A 21,790-nucleotide genomic window follows, 5' to 3' on the forward strand; every position below is an offset into this window, starting at 1 on the left:
GGGAAATGAGAACAGATGATTCAATTTGAGCAGGTAAGTAAAGTTTATCCGGGTGGGCAGAAAGCCTTAACTGATGTTAACTTTCATCTTAAACGAGGTGAGATGGCATTCTTAACCGGTCATTCGGGTGCCGGTAAGAGTACCTTGCTTAAGTTAATTACTGTGATTGAGCGTGCTAATGCTGGCCGGGTGTCCATTAATGGACACAATCTTGCCAACTTGTCTCGAAAAGATGTGCCGTTTCTTCGACGAGATATCGGCATGATTTTTCAGAACCATCACTTGTTGATGGAGAAGAGTGTTTTCGATAATGTCGCCCTGCCACTAGTGATCGAAGGCTTTTCCCATGGCGAGATAAAAAAGCGCGTGTTAGCGGCGCTGGATATGGTTGGACTCTATGGCAAAGAGCGCCACCACCCCATCATGCTCTCTGGTGGCGAGCAACAACGTGTGGGTATCGCCCGGGCGATTGTAAATAAGCCACCTCTGCTGTTGGCCGATGAGCCAACGGGGAACTTAGATCCTAAATTATCTATGGATATTTTGCGCTTATTCGAGACATTTAATGACTCAGGCACTACGGTACTGATAGCTACACACGACTTAGGACTTATCGCTAGAATGAAATATCGCACCTTGACCCTAAAGCAGGGGCGAGTGTTAGGAGGGGAGGAGCTTACTTCTGCTCCGGCAAGCCAATTTACCTTTTAAATCAATATGATGTCTAATGGCACACAGGGAATGACATGAGCAAGAAGCCTCAGCTAACCAGAAGCAAGTTACCCATCTCAGGTCGTATTGTGATGTTCTTCATTCGCCATATACAACATGCCATGGGAAGTATGGGCGAGCTCTGGCGTAATCCTGTCTCCTCTATCATGACTATGGCTGTGTTGGGGGTGAGTCTAAGCCTGCCGGCCGCACTACAAGTCTTAGTTAAAAATGCCGAGACGATAACTCAATCCTGGAACAGCGCCGCCGAGATATCGCTATTTGTCGACGATGCTCGTAGCGAGAGAACAATTCAAAGCTTAATTACCCGGATTAAGGTTTACCCTGAAGTCAGCGAAGTGAATTATATCAATCGTGAACAGGCACTCGAAGAGTTCCAGTCTCTGTCAGGATTCGGTGAAGCCCTTTCTTATTTAGATACTAACCCACTGCCGGCAGTAGTAACAGTGACGCCGAGTCTCAGATACTCGAGCCCTACCGGCGCACGTGAGTTGCTCAAGAAGTTAGAACTGGAGCCCGAAGTGAGCTTTGGCCGACTCGATATTGAGTGGCTGGAAAGACTACAGGCCGTGGTGAAGTTACTCGAGCGTACTGTGTTAGCCATTGCCGCCTTATTAGTGTTAGCCGTTGTACTCGTGATAGGTAATACCATACGTTTAGCCATCATGAATCGTCGTACCGAGATTGAAGTCATGAAGCTAGTAGGCGCGACGGAGGCCTTTATTCAGAGACCCTTCCTGTATACGGGGATCTGGTACGGCATCATAGGTGGCATCTTAGCTTGGATTATCATCAATCTTCTGGTCTGGTATCTCGACAGTGCATTGGCTGAATTATTGGGCTTATACGGTAGCCAGCTGCAGATGCAATCTCTGTCTCTGGCGGAGCTTGGCCAGCTTGTGGGGCTTGCCTCTTTCTTAGGTTGGTTGGGGTCATATCTCTCCGTTCGTCATCATCTGAGGGCGATCGAGCCTTCATAAATAATGCTGGAGGGTTTGTAACCTTCCAGCATTATAGCTTCCTATAAGAACAATGAAGCTTTATGAACTAATCTTCACTTGCCTTGTCTATTCACTAGAGGCGACACTATCGAGAAGTAAAACTTCTTTTAAAGTGGTCCTTAAAAATTCTGAAGACTCACTTTGAAGCTAGTTTGAAAAAGTAATTCGGAAAAAGCCGGAAAAAGAGATAAGTTAGTCGCAATTATTTCATCTTAGGTGTGTTGACATAAGTTGTCAGATCACCGATAGTTCTTCACCCTGCCCTTTTACCTCGGTATTTAACAGAGGGCAAACCGCAACAAATACTTTCATCTTGTTGAAATAAGTCGGTGCTACACTCTGTCTTGTATATCGATGAATGTATTGTTAGCAGTATTTGTTAGACGAGTAAGTTGAGAAAGAATAGGAGCGTGAATGACTGATCAAACGCAATTAATGGCACTTGTGGTTCCTCATGGAAGCGGTAGCCTGGAAGCTTATGTCCATTCGGCACACAACATTTCTATGTTGGAAGCCGAGCAGGAATACGAGTTGGCTAAGCGTTTACAGGAAACTGGTGATATACAGGCAGCGAAGCAGCTGATTATGTCGCATCTTCGTTTTGTTGTTCATGTTGCTAAGGGTTATGCCGGTTACGGCTTGCCTCAGGCTGATCTTATTCAGGAAGGCAATATTGGTCTGATGAAGGCGGTTAAGCGTTTCGATCCTAATGTTGGGGTTCGCTTGGTCTCTTTTGCCGTTCATTGGATTAAAGCCGAAATTCATGAGTATGTGCTTAAAAACTGGCGCATAGTGAAAGTTGCTACCACTAAGGCACAGCGCAAGCTGTTCTTTAACCTTCGTAAGGCGAAGAAGCGTCTTGGTTGGTTTAGCGATGCAGAAGTTGGTATGGTTGCCGAGAACCTGGGTGTATCTAAGGCCGATGTGACCGAAATGGAGTCACGCATGGCCGCTCAAGACCCTGCGTTCGACCTTGCCAGCGATAGCGACGATGACATTCAGGACTATGCTCCTGCCCTGTATCTTGAAGATCACTCTTCAGATCTTGCGAGCCAAGTCGAAACTGATAACTTAGAGGCCAGCAATCAAACTCGCCTTCTGGCTGCCATCAAGACCCTCGATGAGCGTAGCCAACATATTCTTCAGGCTCGTTGGTTGAATGAAGATAAGACGACGTTGCAAGAGCTAGCCGCAACTTATCAGGTTTCTGCCGAACGTATCAGGCAACTTGAGAAGAATGCCATGAACAAGCTCAAGGGCCGAATGGAAGTGTAAAGCTTGCTAGCCTAAATAGAGTCAACGAAAACCTGCCGCGGCAGGTTTTTTTATGTCTGGAACATTTATGCCGATAGCCCATAGCCGAGATGACGCTTCGCTGGTGGTGCTGAGATGACGCTTCGCTGGTGGTGCTGAGATGACGCTTCGCTGGTGGTGCTGAGATGACGCTACGCTGGTGGTGCTGAGATGACGCTACGCTGGTGGTGCTGAGATGACGCTTCGCTGGTGGTGCTGAGATGACGCTACGCTGGTGGTGCTGAGATGACGCTGCGCTGGTGGAGCTGAGATGACGCTGCGCTGGTGGAGCTTAGATGACGCTTCGCTGGTGGGACTGCGCCAGTTATTGCTCCCTGCATAACCGGCATTTCCGCCATTCATGGCGGTCAGATAGGGCTGAGCTGTAGGGATCGGGCCGCTTGTGTTCGTTGTAGGACCGGCTTTAGCCGGGAGAGAACACATCATGATGAAGACCCTCCTACAGGAAAGGGCTGAGAGGCACAGCCGTCCGCGAAGCGATAGGCCACAGGCCGTCATCTTAGCTGTTAGAAGCATCTTAGATTTTAGCTCCTAAAACCGCCTCAATTATCTGCTTGCGCGATACCTTTAAACTGGTCTGCTCTACCTCAGGCCAAGGATAGTAATTTCGAGGGCGTTTAAAGCGTGCGGCTTGGCTGCAGACTAAGGCATCTAGTTCACTTTGCTGTGGGATATCTCCCTTGATTATCGCTGCGGGCAAGTTGCCAAACTCGTCATCAAACAGGGGAAATACGATAGCCTCTTCAATCTCTGGGTGTTGCTTGAGTATCGTCTCTATCTCTTCGGGTTGGATATTCTCACCACCACAGATAAACATGTTGTCGCAGCGACCTAAGATGCACAGATTTCCGTCCTCGTTCCAATAGCCCCTGTCCTTGGTAAAGAACCAGCCATCTGGGTCCACTGTCAATGTTATCTGTTTCTCACTTTCTGTAAGAGAATGGGTAAGAGATTGAGGCTTGAGATAGCCCAGGAAGAGTGTTTCGCCCCGGACATAGATCTTGTTGTCTTGGATCTTAAGCTCTCGGCCCGGTAATAGACGGCCACAACTGCCGTCTTCATTGGCAATACCTGTGGTGATCTGCGAGCCCATCTCTGTCATACCATAACTGGTGAAGCTGCGTATTTTTAGCGTTTCCAATTGGGCTAAGAGAGCTGGAGATATTGCCCCGCCGCCGAGCAGCAGCACCTTCACTTGTTGAAGGCTGCTGGCATCTTGATTCAACAGCCTAACCAGCTGAGTCGCCACCAATGAAAGGTGAGTGATCTTATCTCTGGTTAATTGCTCCGCTAGTCTGGAGTCTCTATCTTGCAATACGACCGCCGCGCCGGCTAAGGCGCAGCGGTTGATGATTGCCAGACCACCAATATGAAACACTGGCAAGGTGAGTAGCCAGCTATCGACGGGCTCGAGAGGGATGAAGCTGCGGGAACCCTCTGCGTTTGCAATATGGTTATTGAGACTGTGCAACGCGGCCTTAGGTGTACCACTGCTGCCAGATGTGAGAATGATGTTGGCAGCTAGCTTGGTATCGACCCTGACCGGTTGAGATGGGATCGGATGGAATTGGCTTGTCAGGCTAAAGTTTAGGGAGATGGCTTTATGGCTTAAGGCCTGAGTCAGCGAGTCACGGTGCTGCTCTCCCGCCCAGATATGGCTCAATGCGAACCTCTCGACTAGCTCGGTTATCTGTGCCGGGGGAAACCGTGGTGAGAGTGGACAGAAGAGTATCCCTTGGTCGATACAGGCCCAATAGAGCATGACTAATTCGGGGGAATTACGGTCAATGCAGGCGAGCCGGTCTCCTCTTGTTAAGCCTGAGGATAGCAGTTGCTCTCCCAGGACCATGACCCTCAGGCTCAGATCTGAATAGCTGAGCGCCGTGTTGACTCCCTTGCTGCGCCAGCTTATCGCTATCGAATGTGGATGAGTTTTCGCCGTCTGATGTAGGGGAGAGATAACAGGGACTCGTTGCAAGGGACCTCCTTTCCTAGACTGATTTGATCAAGGTGAGTTCATCACAGCTCAGGCATTTAGCCTTGCCCGAGTCGAAGATCAGATCGGCGCTAAATGCACCTAAGGTATCTAGCCCGGGGATCTCATCCGGCGACATTATCTGGTTTAATCTCGCTAAAGCTTCAATACCTAGGCTGGCCTCCAGACTGGAGCTTAATATGGTGCGCACGCCATACTGGTCGGCTTCATGTTGTAAATTTTGTATCTTCTCTAAGGTGCCGATGAGCATAGGCTTGATGACTAAGGCCGTGAGGCCCGCTTGCATCACAAACTTGAATTTAGGATCGTTAAGGGTTTCATCTAATGCCCAGGGCATAGCGACGGCTCGATAGAAGTTTGGGTTGTCATTATGATCGATGCAAGGCTCTTCTATGTACTCGACGGCGTCGATAGGCAGACAAGCGGCAAACTCGATGGCCTGCTCTAAGCTGAAGCCTCGGTTGGCATCGAGTCTAAGTTTTAGATCGGGTCTTATGGCGAGTACCTGATGCACTAATTGAATCTCCTCTTCCAGTGAGGTCTGGGCGACTTTTATCTTAACCGAATGCGTGTCCCTAGGTAGGGCGCGTACTCGGTCGTGTAAAGTGCTAACGGACTCATCTTGCCCGCGATAGATAAGCGGAACGACTCTAGTCTCCAGAAGTGACTGCTCAGTGTCATCGAGCTGGCCGATAAGCTTGCAATAGAGCAGGCTCAAGCCGAACGCGACTGATGGGTATTGAGTCTCTTCGGCGAGGTCTAACAGCTGGATGACTGGTTTACCTATGAGCGACTCGAGACGTTCTTCCAGCAGTTGGCTGACCTCTTGCGAGCTTTCCTGGCTGAAACCCATTAAGGGACGGCTATCGATATCCAGACCCGACAAAGGGCTTATCTCAACCAATTCGGTGCGTACTCCAGATGTTCCCTCGGCTTCTGAGTTCTCATTCACTTGGAGTCTGAGAACCAGTCCGCTGCGCAGTTCGATACGTTGTTTCCCGACAGGAAGCAGTTTATCCAGGGGGATTTGGTAAGAATATAGTTGAGCAGAGGAGATGATCATTGAGGGGTCTCTATGAGTTGTAATATCAATTGCTGACAAAATTTATCCGCAGCAGCCAAGTGAACATTGTGTCCGGCTCGCTCGAATTGATGCACGGTTAACCTTGACTGACTTTGCCAGTGCAGTGCCAGGGCCAAAAACTTACTGTCATCCTTGCCGACGTAGTAATGGCAGGGAGCCGAAATCTGATTGGGTAACTGAGTTAGATCTTCCTGAGCGGCGAGTGATGTCGCTAGGTAGATCGACTGCAGCGCCTGAGCACTATTATTGCTGCGCTTTTTGACCAAGGCTTGTCGTGCTACCACAGACAGCTCGGAAAACACCCCCTGCTGGTACCAGGCATTAAGGAACTCATTCAAATTCAGGCTGGCGAGTCTGGAGTTCCACATTTTATCGTTTGTGAGTCTGGCCTCTCTATCGCTGCTGTTGAGTCCCGGGTGAGCGGACTCGATATGTAAGCTAAGGACCTGATCTCTGTATAGCCGGGCGATATGCAAGGAGATACGGCCGCCGAGTGAGTAGCCCAGTAGATGGTATTTGTCTATGTGCAGAGCCGAAATAGATTGATGAACTGCTGTGGCCACCTGATACAATCCGGGTGTGTCGAGTGATAGTTCTGGGCTGTCTCCGTGTCCTGGTAAGTCGATGCAGATGCAATAAAAATGTTTGCTCAGCTCAGGTAGCAGAGGTGTCCAATCGACTCTATTTCCCAAGAAGCCATGGATCATGACCAGAGCCGGTTTAACGTTATCACCATTGCACGTTAAGGTTAACATTAGCTCTGCTTTACCCAGGAAGCGATTGTAGTTATCTGTTCGCTGGCCTGCTCTTGTTCCACGGTCACTTCGATAACAGAGGGACCATCGAATTCAATGGCATCCTGATAGGCTGCATTGAAGCCCTCTATATCATCCACCTGGTTGTAGGCGATGCCAAACATGGCGGCAGCATAACCAAACTCCAACCCGTGGGAGAGGCGGTAATAATCGTTTCTTAACTTCTCGTCAGGGACGGGTAATAAGTTAAAGATGTTGCCGCCATCGTTGTTTAAGATCACCACGACAAAAGGTGCTTTCATGGTGCGTGCTATGGCAAGGGAGTTTAGATCGTGTAGCTGGGATATATCCCCAATGACTAAGGTGGTTGGTGTCTTGCTATGCTTGGCAATACCACAAGCCGTCGCTAATAGCCCATCTATGCCCGATGCACCGCGGTTAGTGTAAGTAGAGCCGTACTCAGGGGTCATAGGGGCAAACATATCATAGAGGCGCACGGGTAAGCTGTTGCCAATAAATAGTTGCTGTGATGGTTTCTGCGACCTGGCGATGGTACGAACCACCATGGCCTCGCCGAATTCACCATTGTCTATCTGGTGTTGGAACAGGGTTTCCAGGTAGTCATTGACTTGAGTCAGCTGCAGAGCCCAATTGACCTGTGAAGATCTGGGCCAGGCTAGTGAGGCAAATGTTTGCAGATCACACAGCCAAACCTGTTTTGCGCTATGGCTGGGATCTAGCCTTATTTGTGTCGGCAGCACTTGCCAGTAACTCTTCCATTTTTGCTCGGCAAGATAACTGATTAATCGCTTCGATATAAGACGACCACCGAAGACTAAGACTCGCTCGGCCTGTTGCAGGAGTGCTCTGGCCTTGGGCTGATGTAGGAGTTGATCTATATTGCCAATAACACCTGGGTGTTGTCTGAGTTGAGATTGAGCATCAGTGAGTAACGGCCAGCCGAGCTTTTGTGATAACAAGATCAAGGCTTCCGGGGACTCTTTGGGAGACAAGGTTCCGGCAATGATCACTCCCTTGCCATGAACGAAGCGTGCCAGTGAGTCCTGGCTTGGTATGCTCTGCAGTTTTGCCTTGCCATATTGAACATAGGGCTGACTGGTATGTTGCCAGGTGCCTAAGGTGCTCAGATATTCGGTGAAGTTGGCACTCATGGTGGAAGGGTACAAGGGTTCTCGATACATGCAGTTGATGTGTACAGGTTGAGTCTGATTACTAATGGCTTCATCTAATGTTGCCAGCAGGGATTCGGGGCGAATAGCGAGACCCGGTGTGGGTAGGTTTACCTGTTTAGCGTATTGAGAAAAAATAGCCAGCTGTACTATGGCTTGGTTGGCGCCGCAGTCGATGAGTTCCGGTGGCCTATCCCCGGACAGAACAATGAGAGGGACATGGGTCAACCAGGCTTCAATTATCGCAGGGTAAAGGTTAGCAACAGCCGTGCCCGATGTGGTGATGATAGCGACGGGGGCTAGACTCGCTTTCGCTAAACCTAAAGCCAAAAATCCCAGGCCGCGCTCGTCAAAATGCAGATGTTGTTTCAACTTTGTCTGTTTAGCGGCGGCCAAGGTTAACGGCGTCGAGCGTGAGCCCGGCGCCATGCACACATGTTGCACGCCAAGGCGCGCAAGCTCCTCAAGTATAAGAGTGCCCCATAACAAGTTCAGTTCAGCTGTCTTTTCGATCTGCATGGATAATTACCTGGAATTTAGTACCCATAGTGTACCCCTATTCACTTTAAAGGAAAATAATTAGCCCTGATAACAGCTTAACAGGTGCATTACCCTCTCAATTTTTTCTACGTCAGAGATGTTGAGATTATGTATTTAATTAGCTCTAAACTCTTGGGGTTTAGAGCTAGGTCAAAATAAGTTTTCCTGCTGGTGTGCTTATTATCATAGTTGATGAAGCTATTAAGACCTCGGGTGCCTAATCACATGTATAGTTATAAAAATCTTAATTTATAACTAATTATTAAAAATTTGAACTTCATCATTTGGTATCCCTTAAGTGGTAATTTAGGTTTAACATCTTGAACCTCAAGTATTAACATTAGCTAGGTACTGTCTCGTTTGAATTTTATTCATAACCTTAATATTCATTGGTTTACGTATAATTGTACTATGTGGTGAATAAGATTCATTATTAATTGAATCTTGTTCGAGTTCACATTTTTCGTTTATTCATTGAGCCTATCTCAAATTTGTTTCTGACCTGTTTAACAATCAAGAATTAGTACTTGTTTACCTTAGAATATTGACAATCTTAACTGGTTAACTCCTGTTCAAATGGTGAGTTAATCATTGTGTTAATTATGTAAGGTTCGATTAATGATCTCTCATCTCTTGAATAAGGTATTAATTGGGATAGTCACACTTATGTGCTTATCTCTTAGTGCAAATGCCACCCCTGGAATCATCTCCCTAGTGAACAACTTGAGCACAAATTAGCAGAAAAATTCTCGGCTGGTGAATATTCATCGAAAGGCGCCGATTCCTGCTTGATGTGTCACCGAAAAAATGAAGCCGTAATGGCGATTTTCGATGGTACCCACGGCATGATGAACAATAAGCAGTCACCAATGGCTGGCTTACAATGTGAAGCCTGTCATGGTCCTCAAGGAAAGCATAACAAAGGTGGCAAGGAGCCGATGATCGCCTTCGGTAAAGACAGTAAACTGTCGGCCTCTGCTCAAAACAGTGTTTGTCAGGGGTGCCATAACGATCCTAAACAGATGGCCTGGCACAGCAGTACCCATAACCTCGAAGAAGTGGCATGTTCCGACTGCCATACTCTGCACAGCGCCAAAGACCCTGCTTTAGATAAGCTCAGTGTTAATGACACTTGCACTTCGTGCCATACCAAAGAGAAAGCCGATATGAATAAGCGCTCATCTCACCCGATGAAATGGGACCAGATGACCTGTATCGATTGCCATTCACCTCATGGTTCTATGAGTGAAAGCGCCCTGAATAAACCGACGATTAATGACACCTGCTATTCATGTCACAGTGAAAAGCGTGGCCCTGTGTTGTGGGAGCACGCACCGGTTACCGAGAACTGTGTCACCTGTCACAACCCTCATGGCAGCGTTAATGAAGGCATGCTGAAGAGTCGTGCGCCTCAACTCTGTCAACAGTGTCATGCCCCGATGGTCATGCCAGTCGAGTTGTGCAGGAACCAGGAATGGATGCCTTCGGTGGTGGTAAGAGTTGCTTGAATTGTCACAGCAAGATCCATGGTTCTAACCATCCGTCAGGCAGCTTGCTGCAGCGCTAATAGGGAGCAATATTATGAGATTTAAACTCAATATCATCACTGTGTCGCTCTTGGCCGTCTCAAGCTCGGCGATGGCCACAAACTTCGGTGTTGGTAACGCCAATATTGACTCGATCAATATGGATAAGTACCAGTGCAAACGCTGCGTCTCAACCAATGGCTACCGCGGTGAAGTCACGGTCTCTGCGGGTTATAACTCAGTAGACGATATCCATGCCGGCAATGCTCTGGGAACCGCTGAAGATGGTGCCATCGCTGCGGTAAGTGGTGACATTCGCTACCAAAATGAGACCGGGTATCAGGCTCAAATGCAAGCGCATCAGTTAGGCATGGACAATGGCTTTGTCAATATCAAGGTGGGTAAATCAGGTCTCTATGAACTGGAGTTGGATTATCAATCGCTTAAGAGTTATCAGGCGGGCGATGCACAGAGTCAGCTTTGGCATAACGATGGGATGTTAACACCCAGCGCCTATACCAATGAATTTGATCTAGCGCTAAAGCGCGAGAAGTCGACGATAGGCTTCAATTATGGAGAGGGAATTTATAACACCTTCATCCGCTATAGTCAGGAAGATAAAACGGGTCATCAATCGAGCAGCTTGGTAGCCCCGAGTCCGGTCAATTTTGGTTTGCCTGTCGATGCCACCACTAAGCAGCTCGATGCAGGAGCATCGTTAGCCGGTGATAACTGGTTAACTGAGTTGAGCTATTTCGGTAGTTATTACAGCAATAACATCACAGATCTCAGTCTGCCTCATATGAATGATGTCTATTCGACAACCCCGGATAATCAGGCTCATCAGGTTTCACTCTCAGGCCAGTATCAGCTTAATCGCACTGTGATGAGTGGTCGTTTGGTGACAGGACGGATGATCCAGGATGATGCGCTTATCCAGGTGAGTGGTAATCCACTGCAAAGTTGGGATGGGCAGATTGATACCTTGGATGGTCGTTTTACGGTGACCTCTATGTTGAGCAATCGCTTGCGATTAGGCGCTCGCGTCGATTACAGCAAACGCGATAACAAGAGCTCAGTGTGGGAGTTTACTCAGTACAGTTACAACGGCTTAAGCGGCGCGTTTAAACAAAATGTGCCTCAGGACATCGAACGCAACACCTATAAGATCAATGCCAGCTATCGTTTAGCCAGTGGTTACCGTCTACAAGCGGGTTATGACAGAAAAGAGGTCGAGCGTAGCTATAGCGAGCGTGAACAGACCAATGAAGATAGCCTGTGGGCCAAATTTAATGTCAGCGCCTTCGACCAGTTTAACATCAACCTGAAAGCCAGCCATGGTAATCGCGGTGGCTCGGATTATGAAGTTAACCAGATCACCTCATCCGAAGAGAACGCCTTGATGCGCAAGTACTATCTTGCAGACCGAAAGCGTAATGCCGTTGAGCTTAAGATTAATCACTCACCTTTATCCTGGGTGAGCATCGAGGTTACAGGGCGTTACGCTAAAGACGATTATGACGCTACCGAGATCGGTCTGACTGAATCGGAAGACTTTGGCTATGACGTCAATCTGAGTCTGCAGTTTAGCAAGCATCTGTCGGCTTACGGTTTTGCCGGTCAGCAGTGGATCAACTCGGAACAAGCTGGTAGTCAGAGCTTTTCGAGCCCGGACTGGAACGCCGATATAGAAGATGAGTTTATCAATATCGGTGCCGGTTTTAGCTATGGCGGCTTGATGCAGGACAAGCTCACCTTAGGTGGTGATTACTTGTTTAGTAATTCAATCAGTGACACCTCGGTCGGGGGCACCCTAGTCACGGCCAATAGTAGCCAGCCATATGGTGATTACTTTTCTTATAACCACAGCGTGCGCATGTATGCCGATTATGCCTTGAGCAAACAGATGGCATTGAAGCTGAGTTATCAATACGAACGATATTACGACACAGATGCGGCTCAAGTCGCGACGAATGCTGTGCCGGGGCTAACCACGTTAGGTGAGCTTAACCATGACTATAACGCACACCAAGTGATGTTGTCGTTTAGCTATTTGTTGCGCTAAGGCGCAGTGCGGAAAATCGCAAGAGGAAATATTAATGGAACGTAGAAGTTTCTTAAAAATGAGTGCAGCCATGGGCTGTGCAGCAAGCGTAACGGGTTGTAAAACCAGTTCAGACGATGCCAATGTTGTGCCGCCAAAGCCACCAGTAGGCGACGAGCAAATTACCTGGTCAGCCTGTCTGGTTAACTGTGGCTCTAACTGCCCGGTTAAAGTGTTTAGCCGTGATGGTGTTATTACTCGCGTTGAAACCGATCACGATGTGGTCGATGGCGATGATATTTATCAAGTGCGCGCCTGTGCCCGTGGTCGTTCACTGCGCCAGCGCACCTATGCCGTCGATCGCTTAAAAACACCGATGAAGCGTGTTGGTAAGCGTGGTGAAGGTAAATTTGTGCCTATCAGCTGGGATGAAGCGGCAAAAACCATAGGCACTAAGCTAACGTCGGTGATTGCTGAGCATGGCAATAAAGCCATCTTCCGTAGCTATGGCTCGGGGGCTTACTATGGCTTCGCTTCTAATGCCTGTTTTAACCGTTTATTTAACTTAAGCGGTGGCTGCCTGAATGCCTATGGTAACTACTCCTGGGCGCAGCAGATGGAAGCGGCTAAGCATACCTTCGGTACCGGTAGTACTTCAGGTTCATCGACGGTGACTCTGGCAAACAGTGACCTTCTGTTAGGTGTGGCTTATAACCCAAGCGAGGTCCGCCAAAGCGGCAGTGGCGAAGGCTATGACTACTTAAAAGCGCTGCAAAAAAGTAACGGTCTGAAAGTGGTGATGATTGACCCTCGCTACACCGACTCTATGTTAGGTAAGGAGTCTAAGTGGTTGCCCATCCGTCCGGGTACCGACGCAGCTTTTGCTGAAGCCATTGCTTATCAAATGATTAGCTCGGGTTGGGTCGATCAGAACTCACTCAGCTTTATTAACCAATATGCCGTCGGTTTCGACGCTGCTTCTATCACTGCGCAACAAGAACTTTTTGCTACGAGTGGTGATGCCACCAAGCAAGAATACGCGAAGGTGATGAAGCCTGAAGAAAACTACCGTGATTATATCTTAAGCCAAGGTATTTACGCCGAACAGCCGTTGAAGACGCCCGAGTGGGCCGAAAAAATCACTGGTATTCCGGCTGCGCAGCTTGAGCAAATTGCCACCGATCTACAAAACGCTAAGGCGCCATACATAGTCGTGGGCGCCGGTGTTAACCGTCAGGCCAATGGTGAGCAAAGCATGCGCGCTCTGTACATGCTGTCTGTATTAACGGGTAAGTTGGGCACCTTAGGCGCATCGAACGGTGAGCTGCCATACATGAGTGGTATGTACCGTGCCGGTATTCCAACGGGTAGCAACCCGGTTAAAGAGAGTATCTCATTCTTTACCTGGTCTGAAGCGATTCATAACGGCGAAACCATGACTGCGCGCAGCCACGGCGTTCGCGGAACTGACGGCCTGGATACGCCACTTGGCACCAATATCAAGGTCATTATCTCAGCCTCAGACAGCTCGCTGCTGAACCAGCACGCCGAGATCAACAACACCGCTAAGATTTTAGAAGATGAAACGGGTGTTGAGCTGATTGTCAGCTGTGATTGTTGGATGACTCCTGGGGCTAAGTTTGCCGATATCATTCTGCCCGATACCAGCTGGTTAGAGTCAAATGACCTAGTTAACGACAGCTACGCCTCAGGTGCGCTGGGTTACATCACAGCGATGAAGTCGGCGATTGAGCCTATGTGGGACTGTAAGTCTATGTATGAAGCGGCAGCGCTCATCGCTAAGTACATGGGTTGTGAGGCTGAATTCACCGAAGGTAAAACTGAAGAGCAATGGCTCGAAGAGTTATATCAGAAGACCAAAGACAGCAGTAAAAACCTTGGCGTCGTGCCAGCCTTCCCGGCGACTTATAAAGACGCGCAAAAGGTCGGTTTCTTCCGTAAAAACATGAACGACAAGCATGTTGCCTTGGAAGGTTATATCAAGGGCGGTAAAGCACTGTCGACGCCAAGTGGCAAGATTGAGATCTACTCAGCCGAGCTCGCATGGCGGGCGGCTAACTGGGATCAAGAAAATAGTGTCGACAACCCGACCCAAGTTAAGGGGGACACTATCACAGCAATTCCTCAGTACACGGTGACTTGGGATGGGTATGAAGATGAAGACACTAACATCGATTACCCAATTCAGTTAGCGGGTTACCACACTAAGGGCCGCACCCACTCTAGCTACCACAACGTGCCTTGGTTACGTGAAGCGGTTGAAGATGCGGTTTGGGTGAACCCGATGGATGCAGCAGAGAACGGTTTAAGCGCTGGCGACAAGATTGAGATGTATAACGAGCGTGGTTCGATTGCCGTTAAGGTTCGCATCACTCCACGTGTCGCACCTGGTGTGTTCGCGCTAGGTCAAGGTGCTTGGTTTAAGCCTGGTAATACGGTTGGTAGCACGGGTCACATCATAGATGAAGGCGGTGCGATCAATACGCTAACCCGCTATCAGCCAAGCCCTGTTGCTAAAGGCAATCCACAGCACACTAACCGTGTTGCAATTAGAAAGATTTAAGAGACTCGTTAATTATGACTCAACCAACTCAATATGGTTTTTATGTAGACAGCACTAAGTGTACTGGCTGTAAGGCATGTCACGTGTCTTGCAAAGACCGCCAAAGTAACGAAATTCGTAATAATAGTAACCCAGAGGGTAATACCTTACCTGCACTCGAGGGCGTAACCTGGCGCCGCGTGTATGAGTACGGTGGCGGAGAATGGACTAAGGGTAACAATGGCTGTTTTGAGCAAAATGTATTTGCTTATTATATGTCTATTGGCTGTAACCACTGCTCCGAGCCAGTATGTGTTAAAGCTTGTCCTACCGGTGCTATGCATAAACGTCGTGAAGATGGTCTGGTTCACGTGGCGTCTGAGCTGTGTATCGGTTGTGAGAGCTGTGCGCGTGCTTGCCCGTACGATGCACCGCAAATTGATCGCGATCGCAAGGTGATGACTAAGTGTGATGGTTGCTTTGAGCGAATCGCCGACGGTCGTAAGCCCGTATGTGTCGAGTCTTGTCCGCTACGAGCTTTGGACTTCGATACTATGGATAACCTTCGGGCTAAGTATGGCGATGGAGACGGCCATATTGCACCGCTACCCTCACCTTCAATCACTTCACCTAACTTGATTATCAAGGCAAACGTCAATGGCCGCCCGGCTGGCAGCGGTGAAGGGCAAATATTAAATTTATCGGAAGTTTAATTGTTTATGGCGCCCATGTGGCGCCATTTTTAATGAGATGTAATTGTGATATCAGATAGCGTAAATACTTATTCAGATCTGCAGGCTATAGCACGAGTGCTGCATAATGTTCTGTTGGATTACCCCTGTGAAGTTTCGATTGACGGTTTTGCTGAAAATGAACTTGGTGACACCTGGCCTAGCCTAACTAACTCGGCAGAAAATCAGCAAGGCAAAGTGCTGCTTGATAGCTTTTTGGCAAAGTGGAACTCAGAACAGATAAATGAGTTAAAGCTTGATTATGGTCAGCTGTTTTTTGGTCCAGGAGAGCCGACAGCTATGCCATGGGGCTCAGTATATCTGGGCGAAGAGCAGTTACTGAATGATAAATCAACGGTCGCCTTGATGGCGTTTTATAAACACAATGGGATTAGCTTTGATCTAGCGCAAAACCAGCCACTGGATCATATTGGACTGTTTTATGCAGTACTTGATCAGCTGTTAGGTCAGCTAGTCGCAGATTCAAATAATAAAGCTGTGTATGAAACTATGGTGATCTTGATGCAGCAACATATGTTGCTTTGGTCCGGACGCTGTTTAGAGTTAGCTCTTGAGCACGCAGAAACAGATTATTACCAAGCCATTGCATTATTGGCGCTAGATTTTCAATCGGTATTGAGTACAGAGCTAAATATTATCCCTGTATCTGCTCGCTTATTTAAGTAAGGAGTCTTTATGGGGGTTATATATGCAGTAGGTGCGCAATGGGAAAAGGCCGAGTTTGCAAAACAGCTTAGAGAGTATTTTGTTAAAGATAATCAGCTAAGAGACATGTTTAGCGGGGCGACGAATATAGAGACGCTGACCCATGTTATGGCTGCTCTGATTGATGACAGAGAAAAAATTCAGGCAGTAAAAAATAACCTAAATGCTGAATCTGTCTTCTTAATTCTCTTTGATTGTTATTTGCTGTTGTTTATAAAGGAGCTGGAGCACGGTGGGCTTTCTCAGGCAGAGCACCTTATTACTCAGATAAGCAGACGATATGCTGAATCAGCTAAAAAAAACATTTGTAATTCAATTGTTTGTATTATGGCGGAAAGATTGTTGCTGTCAGCTAAACAGCTAGATTCTCTGTATCTTGATAGAAGAGGTGATCAAAGAAATATGGGGGCTACAATTTAGGTTAATCATGGCTATATTACTTTGCTATTGGGATAGCTATACCTCAATCAAACAGTGAGCCAATATTGTGGTCTACAAATCCATTACCTCCGGTTATCGATCCATTCACTCATGACCACATGGGTTTTTATTTTGATGATATCGGTCTGGGCATCGATATGTTCTCTGATTTCATGGAGACGTTTCATCGAAGCAGCCTGAACATAGACCAAGAGATCCATATCTCCTGTGATGCCTCGGCAGGTAACGACCTCAGGAATAGCCTGGAAAACATGAACCACATCGGCACAACGCGGACATTTGTGCTGGATCTCGAAGTAAGCTGATACTCCCTCTTTTTGAGACTCGCTAAGTAGCACCTGATAGCCACGTATGATACCTGTGCTCTCGAGCTTCTTGATTCGCTCGGAGACGGCCGAACGAGACAAATTCACCGCCTCGGAGATGTAGGAAATGCTCTGTCTGGCGTTTAACCTTAGCGCGGCGATGATAGCTTTGTCGAATTTGTCTAATTGATCCACCTAATACTCCTGATTACCTATGTTCAATGTTACTTGTTGCCAACTATTTGTCTGAAATCCTGACTATTACCGACATTATGACGGTGTATGAGTCAGATCCGCTTATTGAATACGACAGTTTGTATCGAGAGTTAAGTTTATACTAATGGTGAAGATTCCCATACTAATGGGAGCCTGTAAGGTATTTAAGCTAAATTTAACTCCATAATAATATGAGCCCTATGCCAACGTTTTGATGGTTATCTAAGTGATATTACATTCTTGGGTATAGGGCGGCTATAGCAGTATAAGGGCAGGGTAGATGGATCAGATAAAGGGAACAATTGGCCGTTGGCAGGGGGCGGGTTTGATGGCAACCACGTTATTGGGGACAGGAGTATTTGTCTTACCTCAGATGACGATAGCGACGGCAGGTAATGACGCCTTAATCGCATGGCTTTTGCTAACCCTTGCAATTATCCCCGTCACACTGGTTTTTGGTCGATTAGCCGGGGCTTTTCCCCATGCAGCCGGACCTGCATATTTTGTCGAGAAGGCATTCGGTCGAACGGCGGGTCGAACCATAGGACTTATTTTTCTCTTGGTGGTGCCACTCGGTGCCGCCGCAGCTATCTTAATGACATTTCAATTTGTCGAGACCATGGTGCCCGTATCTGGCTGGAGTGAGGTCGCGATGCAGTTGGGCTTGCTAGTTGTGCTGTTTTTGCTTAATTTCAGAGGCATACATGTTTCTGCTAAGCTGCAATTTGTACTGACAATCGCCATTGTCAGTGTCGTGGTCTTGATGTTTGGCGCGGGGGATTGAATCTGCATAAGCTGGAGTCTATATCTGCTGGAACATCGAGTGATGCCGGCTTAATCATGGCGGCTGCGGGTATCGCTTTCTGGAGCTTTTTAGGGGTGGAGGCCATGACTCATTTGGCCAATGACTTTAAAGATCCCAAGAAAGACATGATCCCAGCCATGATGATAGGCACTGTCTTAGTGGGAGTCGTTTATCTCGCGTGTACCGGACTCTTGCTAATGACTCAAGTTGATACCGGCGCAGGGGCAGGCTTAGCCATGGTAACAAGTTTCGATAGCTTGCTTGGTGGTTATGGTGCTCAAGTGATTGGTGTCTTAGGAATCGCCGGTGGTTTAGCGACTGTAAATGTGTATACCGCCAGTGTTTCGCGCTTGTTGTGGAGCTTTAGCCGGGAGGGGATACTTCCTGGTTATTTTGCTTCAATCAACCGCCATCAGGTTCCGGTTAGGGCGCTGTCCGCCGTGTTGCTCACCATGGCGTTGGTCATTGTCTTAACTTATGTTTTGGATCAGGAACTTGAACATCTGATCGCATGGAGCAATGGGGTGTTTGTTATCATCTATCTGATGTCTATGCTTGCTGCGGCTAAGCTTCTGAGCAAGCGTTACTTACCCTTAGTGGCGGTAGGGAGTCTGTTCTGTATCATGCTTGCTTTTGCCTTGGGCTCGAGCATGTTATATGCGGTGATCATGATCTTAGTGGTCGCACCTATATTATGGTGGCAGAAGAAACATCTTTCACGTAAACAACTGCTGCAAACTGCTTAGGCTAGCTTATTGTATAAGGCTCCGGGCTAGCGATAAGTAAACGGGATTCGGTGAGAGATAAACCTGAGCATATTTGGATTTTCTGTCCTATATTTTTAACTCTAAGTTAAAGAATTTGTGGAGGAACAGAATGGATTCAGCTGCATTACTAAGTCATATCGATGAGCTACCACGCTTACCTAAGGCGGTCAGTGAACTGCTCGACCTGGTTAATAATGATGCTGCTTCGGTGGCGGAAATAACAGAGAAAATCTCTCATGATCCTCTGGTCAGTGCCCGAATCTTACGTTTAGTCAATTCGGCCCACTATGGTCGTAGCAGGGAGGTTGGTTCGATCGATGAAGCTGTGGTTCGTTTGGGGATGCAAACCCTAAGAACTTTAGTGATAGCTTCGGCGGTAATTGGCGCGGTACCCACTATCGCCGGTATCGAGCTGGGGGAGTTTTGGGGGCAAACCTTTGAAGTTTCTCTGTATGGACAGGAGATGGCCAAGCGATGTGGTGCTGCCCCGGATATGGCATTTACCTGTGGCATATTACACGATATTGGCGAACTGCTCATTGCCACCATTGAGCCTGATAAATCGGCGAAAATTCGTGAACTTGCCACTAATGGGGACAAAAAATCACTCATTGAGCAAGATATTTTGGGGTACGAGTCGGCAGAAGTGGCTGCATTATTGGCAAAGAACTGGAAATTTTCTCCCGAACTTGTCGAAGGAATAAAGTATCAAAATCACCCCTATAAAGCCGAGCCCTTCTCTAAGCAGGCAGCGTTATTAGCACTTTCTCATACAATCTTAGATGAGTGGGATCGGGTCGATGAAAATGAGAGAACCAGTTGGTTATCTCAGCAAGCAACGGCTGTAGGTTTGAAAATGGAGGTGGGAGGGCTACAGGATAAGATACTTGGCTTGAGAGGTAAGGGCTTCGATATTGCCAAGCAATTAACCTAATAATCTCATCTGTAATGAATCGATTTGACTGTCAGCTCTGGGGCTCAGCTCCCCAAGAGCGAGCTTCTTTGCTTTTCTAAGATAAAGCCTAACTGTCCATCGCTAAATTGCGCATCTGTATAAGTTCGCTGTGTTTAAGGTAGAGCAGGTCAGCTGTCCTACGAATTATCTGATCTTCGTATTGGCACAGTTGACCATCGGCATAGGCTAATTTCCACATGGCCAATATCAACTTTTGTTTTTGCTCTACGTCGCACTGCTCATTTATCTCCTTGGTAAACTCATAGAGGGAGATCGAGTCGCCTTGTATCTTCTTAGCTTCATCGATTAGCGCTTCAGTCTCTGCCTGAGTCAGAGATAGGGCCTTAGTCATGAGTTGTGGCAGCAGTTGTGCTTCCTCTTCACTCAAGGTCTCATCGGCATAGATGACTTCGAGCAGTAAGCTCACGGCGGCTAAATTTAATTGGCGGGCTTTCTCTTCCGGTGTGACGGCTTGTGAGTGCGACGTTAGAAATTGTTTTAATTTGGCTAACATGAAAGACCCTGTCGATTTGAAGTGAGTTCAGCATAAAGGGTTAGAGTAGAAGATGAAATAAGAGTTCACTTGTAAACCAGATACAATAATGAATATTACTTCATCTATCTTTTCAGCTCTAAGAGGTAAACTTAAAGAATGGCACCTAGGCCTTTCATAAGCATATCTGTTGTACCCTCTCCGGCATTGCTATCTAGGTAGCCTTTAACGATATCGACCATAGGGGCCGCGAGTTCTTTTGAAATCCCAAGTTTTTCGAAGGCATCGTAAACTTGAGCACCGCCTTGAAGCGAGCTACCCAGATCACCCGCTTTTGCCAGTAAACCTGACATACCTGATTCGTTATCTAGGGCTGGAGCCGCTGATAATAGGCTTTCTATACCAGGAATAGCATTGGCAATAGAGCCAAAGTCATCACCACCGAGTGTGGATTTTGCCAGAGAAAGTAGGCTGCCTAATCCGCCTTCAGCCTGAGACTGATTGAGTCCGAGCTGAGACATGACACTGCCCACTAGGTCGCTGTTTTGCGTTTGTACGACCTGTGGTTTTGCTTCTTCTGCTGCAAAGAGGTCATCAAACCAACCTGCAGCCGCTGGTGCGCTTAAAGTCGTGCTAGCGAGTACTAGGCCGATCACAGCTGATAGTTTCATTTTTTATTCCAATGGTGAATTAATTAGATTGTTGTGACCATTCTATCTTTTTTAACAATATTATTGCATCTATTTTACTGTTTCAGCTTTGTATTGTGATATTTCATCGGTGCAATAACTATCAATTTTCGGTATCCTAGCGACCTTACTCTGCTTTTTTAATTATCTATTGGAAACACCCATGTCATTGTCTGCGATATTAACTGAAGCCTACAACTTCTTTCGTAACCATATTAGCCAGTTAGCCGCATTGACTGTGCCTATTTTATTTATTCAGGTTGGTATTCAGCTGTGGCTGGGCATGGAGATCAGAGGTGCCGATCTAGAGAACCCTCAGTTTGGTGCCTCTCACATGGCGGCCATGATGGCCCTGTTACTGGTGTTTTCTTTATTGATTGCGGCCTTGACTCTCTTCTTAGAGATCCGCTCACAAGGCCATGAAGCCAGTACTGCGCTGATATTGAAGACCAGTTTGAACTTCGTTCCAGGCCTGTTACTCGCCGGTGTATTTTCAGGCTTAGCGATTCTCGCTCCTGTGATGATTTTTGCAGCCTTCGGCCCTTTATGGCTAATCGGACTCACCATGAGTATTTATATCTTTGCCAGACTCGCCTATGTGAACTTTATGGTTGTCGTCGAGCGGTTAACGCCATTCGAAGCGATTAAGGCTAGTTTTAAATTTAGTAGCCCGATAGCATTCAAGACTCTGATGGTACTCATGTTGTACATTCCTTTGTCTCTCGTGGGTGGTTCAATTTCTGCTCTGGTGCAATCATTAGGTTTCCCAGTCCAGCTGATCGTCGAAGTGTTTGTCGCGTTTATCGGCTTATTCGTCAATGTGGCACTTTTCCGTTTGTACATGGTTTCACGCCCTAACAAGGTAGATGAAGAAGCTTAAGTCATAGGAAAATTTAGTGCTTAGCATTTAGGAATGG

18 protein-coding genes and 2 pseudogenes are annotated in these 21,790 nt (G+C 47.4%); 12 read left to right on the forward strand and 8 right to left on the reverse strand.

The window, feature by feature from the left end; translation table 11 throughout:
• Positions 1 to 15: 15 nt before the first annotated feature.
• The 3 genes from ftsE (at position 16) to rpoH (ending at position 3,008) form a co-directional block, all read left to right on the forward strand.
• Positions 16 to 711 carry a cell division ATP-binding protein FtsE gene (gene ftsE / locus FM037_RS01200; RefSeq protein ID WP_144044488.1) on the forward strand — a complete coding sequence of 232 codons (696 nt, stop codon included), beginning with the start codon at positions 16 to 18 and terminating at the stop codon, positions 709 to 711.
• Between the two features lie 35 nt (positions 712 to 746).
• Positions 747 to 1,712 carry a permease-like cell division protein FtsX gene (ftsX, locus tag FM037_RS01205; protein WP_144044489.1) on the forward strand — a complete coding sequence of 322 codons (966 nt, stop codon included), beginning with the start codon at positions 747 to 749 and terminating at the stop codon, positions 1,710 to 1,712.
• 435 nt (positions 1,713 to 2,147) lie between these two features.
• Complete coding sequence (rpoH, locus tag FM037_RS01210; RefSeq protein WP_144044490.1) at positions 2,148 to 3,008, forward strand: RNA polymerase sigma factor RpoH; 861 nt, start codon at positions 2,148 to 2,150, stop codon at positions 3,006 to 3,008.
• A 195-nt stretch (positions 3,009 to 3,203) separates the two neighbouring features.
• Here the strand turns inward: rpoH and FM037_RS01215 are convergent, their stop codons facing one another.
• The 5 genes from FM037_RS01215 to menD all read right to left on the reverse strand — a co-directional run bounded on the left by FM037_RS01215 (position 3,204) and on the right by menD (position 8,591).
• Positions 3,204 to 3,473 carry a hypothetical protein gene (locus FM037_RS01215; protein WP_144044491.1) on the reverse strand — a complete coding sequence of 90 codons (270 nt, stop codon included), beginning with the start codon at positions 3,471 to 3,473 and terminating at the stop codon, positions 3,204 to 3,206.
• Positions 3,474 to 3,564: 91 nt separating this feature from the next.
• Positions 3,565 to 5,025 (reverse strand): o-succinylbenzoate--CoA ligase, encoded by a 1,461-nt coding sequence (gene menE / locus FM037_RS01220; protein WP_144044492.1) that lies wholly within the window; start codon positions 5,023 to 5,025, stop codon positions 3,565 to 3,567.
• Positions 5,026 to 5,038: 13 nt separating this feature from the next.
• A complete protein-coding gene (menC, locus tag FM037_RS01225) occupies positions 5,039 to 6,106 on the reverse strand; it encodes an o-succinylbenzoate synthase (protein ID WP_144044493.1) in 1,068 nt (355 codons plus the stop codon).
• Positions 6,103 to 6,882, reverse strand: a complete 780-nt coding sequence (gene menH / locus FM037_RS01230) for a 2-succinyl-6-hydroxy-2,4-cyclohexadiene-1-carboxylate synthase (protein ID WP_144044494.1) — start codon at positions 6,880 to 6,882, stop codon at positions 6,103 to 6,105. The genes menC and menH overlap by 4 nt, the downstream gene beginning before the upstream one ends.
• The gene (gene menD, locus FM037_RS01235) at positions 6,882 to 8,591 is read right to left on the reverse strand and encodes a 2-succinyl-5-enolpyruvyl-6-hydroxy-3-cyclohexene-1-carboxylic-acid synthase (RefSeq protein ID WP_144044495.1); all 1,710 of its coding nucleotides are present in this window, start codon (positions 8,589 to 8,591) and stop codon (positions 6,882 to 6,884) included. Before menD ends, menH begins: the two co-directional genes overlap by 1 nt.
• 687 nt (positions 8,592 to 9,278) lie before the next feature.
• Between menD and FM037_RS01240 the strand changes: the two are divergent.
• The 6 genes and pseudogenes from FM037_RS01240 (at position 9,279) to FM037_RS01265 (ending at position 16,622) form a co-directional block, all read left to right on the forward strand.
• Positions 9,279 to 10,179, forward strand: a pseudogene (locus FM037_RS01240) (DmsE family decaheme c-type cytochrome).
• 14 nt (positions 10,180 to 10,193) lie between these two features.
• Entirely contained in the window at positions 10,194 to 12,203 is a 2,010-nt protein-coding gene (locus tag FM037_RS01245; protein ID WP_144044496.1) for an MtrB/PioB family decaheme-associated outer membrane protein, read from the forward strand.
• Positions 12,204 to 12,237: 34 nt separating this feature from the next.
• Positions 12,238 to 14,766, forward strand: a complete 2,529-nt coding sequence (locus FM037_RS01250; protein ID WP_144044497.1) for a DMSO/selenate family reductase complex A subunit — start codon at positions 12,238 to 12,240, stop codon at positions 14,764 to 14,766.
• A 14-nt stretch (positions 14,767 to 14,780) separates the two neighbouring features.
• Complete coding sequence (locus FM037_RS01255; RefSeq protein WP_144044498.1) at positions 14,781 to 15,458, forward strand: DMSO/selenate family reductase complex B subunit; 678 nt, start codon at positions 14,781 to 14,783, stop codon at positions 15,456 to 15,458.
• 45 nt (positions 15,459 to 15,503) lie between these two features.
• On the forward strand, positions 15,504 to 16,163 hold the full coding sequence (locus FM037_RS01260) for a TorD/DmsD family molecular chaperone (protein WP_144044499.1): 660 nt from the start codon (positions 15,504 to 15,506) through the stop codon (positions 16,161 to 16,163).
• A gap of 9 nt (positions 16,164 to 16,172) precedes the next feature.
• Entirely contained in the window at positions 16,173 to 16,622 is a 450-nt protein-coding gene (locus tag FM037_RS01265) for a hypothetical protein (protein ID WP_144044500.1), read from the forward strand.
• Positions 16,623 to 16,705: 83 nt separating this feature from the next.
• On the opposite strand, the gene FM037_RS01270 is transcribed toward FM037_RS01265, so the two are convergent.
• Positions 16,706 to 17,143: an Lrp/AsnC family transcriptional regulator gene (locus FM037_RS01270; RefSeq protein WP_144044501.1), complete on the reverse strand. Its 438-nt coding sequence runs from the start codon at positions 17,141 to 17,143 to the stop codon at positions 16,706 to 16,708.
• 301 nt (positions 17,144 to 17,444) lie between these two features.
• Here FM037_RS01270 and yjeH point away from each other — a divergent pair.
• Both yjeH and FM037_RS01280 read left to right on the forward strand, forming a co-directional pair.
• Positions 17,445 to 18,715, forward strand: a pseudogene (gene yjeH, locus FM037_RS01275) (L-methionine/branched-chain amino acid transporter).
• A 130-nt stretch (positions 18,716 to 18,845) separates the two neighbouring features.
• On the forward strand, positions 18,846 to 19,670 hold the full coding sequence (locus FM037_RS01280; RefSeq protein ID WP_144044502.1) for an HDOD domain-containing protein: 825 nt from the start codon (positions 18,846 to 18,848) through the stop codon (positions 19,668 to 19,670).
• An 88-nt stretch (positions 19,671 to 19,758) separates the two neighbouring features.
• Here the strand turns inward: FM037_RS01280 and FM037_RS01285 are convergent, their stop codons facing one another.
• On the reverse strand, positions 19,759 to 20,205 hold the full coding sequence (locus tag FM037_RS01285) for a tellurite resistance TerB family protein (protein WP_144044503.1): 447 nt from the start codon (positions 20,203 to 20,205) through the stop codon (positions 19,759 to 19,761).
• Positions 20,206 to 20,336: 131 nt separating this feature from the next.
• Entirely contained in the window at positions 20,337 to 20,855 is a 519-nt protein-coding gene (locus tag FM037_RS01290; protein WP_144044504.1) for a DUF2780 domain-containing protein, read from the reverse strand.
• Between the two features lie 181 nt (positions 20,856 to 21,036).
• Here FM037_RS01290 and FM037_RS01295 point away from each other — a divergent pair, with 181 nt between their 5' ends.
• Positions 21,037 to 21,753, forward strand: coding sequence for a hypothetical protein (locus tag FM037_RS01295; RefSeq protein WP_144044505.1), 717 nt, complete (start codon positions 21,037 to 21,039; stop codon positions 21,751 to 21,753).
• Positions 21,754 to 21,790: the final 37 nt, after the last annotated feature.

The organism is Shewanella psychropiezotolerans, from assembly GCF_007197555.1.
Classification (GTDB): domain Bacteria; phylum Pseudomonadota; class Gammaproteobacteria; order Enterobacterales; family Shewanellaceae; genus Shewanella; species Shewanella psychropiezotolerans.

Excerpts from the sequence above, each read along its gene's own strand:
- menC (WP_144044493.1), bottom strand. The coding sequence starts at position 6,106 with ATGATCATCTCCTCTGCTCAACTATATTCTTACCAAATCCCCCTGGAT.
- ftsX (WP_144044489.1), top strand. The coding sequence starts at position 747 with ATGAGCAAGAAGCCTCAGCTAACCAGAAGCAAGTTACCCATCTCAGGT.
- menD (WP_144044495.1), bottom strand. The coding sequence starts at position 8,591 with ATGCAGATCGAAAAGACAGCTGAACTGAACTTGTTATGGGGCACTCTT.
- FM037_RS01295 (WP_144044505.1), top strand. The coding sequence starts at position 21,037 with ATGTCATTGTCTGCGATATTAACTGAAGCCTACAACTTCTTTCGTAAC.
- FM037_RS01280 (WP_144044502.1), top strand. The coding sequence starts at position 18,846 with ATGGATTCAGCTGCATTACTAAGTCATATCGATGAGCTACCACGCTTA.
- FM037_RS01265 (WP_144044500.1), top strand. The coding sequence starts at position 16,173 with ATGGGGGTTATATATGCAGTAGGTGCGCAATGGGAAAAGGCCGAGTTT.
- FM037_RS01245 (WP_144044496.1), top strand. The coding sequence starts at position 10,194 with ATGAGATTTAAACTCAATATCATCACTGTGTCGCTCTTGGCCGTCTCA.
- FM037_RS01255 (WP_144044498.1), top strand. The coding sequence starts at position 14,781 with ATGACTCAACCAACTCAATATGGTTTTTATGTAGACAGCACTAAGTGT.
- FM037_RS01250 (WP_144044497.1), top strand. The coding sequence starts at position 12,238 with ATGGAACGTAGAAGTTTCTTAAAAATGAGTGCAGCCATGGGCTGTGCA.
- ftsE (WP_144044488.1), top strand. The coding sequence starts at position 16 with ATGATTCAATTTGAGCAGGTAAGTAAAGTTTATCCGGGTGGGCAGAAA.
- FM037_RS01290 (WP_144044504.1), bottom strand. The coding sequence starts at position 20,855 with ATGAAACTATCAGCTGTGATCGGCCTAGTACTCGCTAGCACGACTTTA.
- FM037_RS01215 (WP_144044491.1), bottom strand. The coding sequence starts at position 3,473 with ATGATGTGTTCTCTCCCGGCTAAAGCCGGTCCTACAACGAACACAAGC.
- FM037_RS01285 (WP_144044503.1), bottom strand. The coding sequence starts at position 20,205 with ATGTTAGCCAAATTAAAACAATTTCTAACGTCGCACTCACAAGCCGTC.
- rpoH (WP_144044490.1), top strand. The coding sequence starts at position 2,148 with ATGACTGATCAAACGCAATTAATGGCACTTGTGGTTCCTCATGGAAGC.
- menH (WP_144044494.1), bottom strand. The coding sequence starts at position 6,882 with ATGTTAACCTTAACGTGCAATGGTGATAACGTTAAACCGGCTCTGGTC.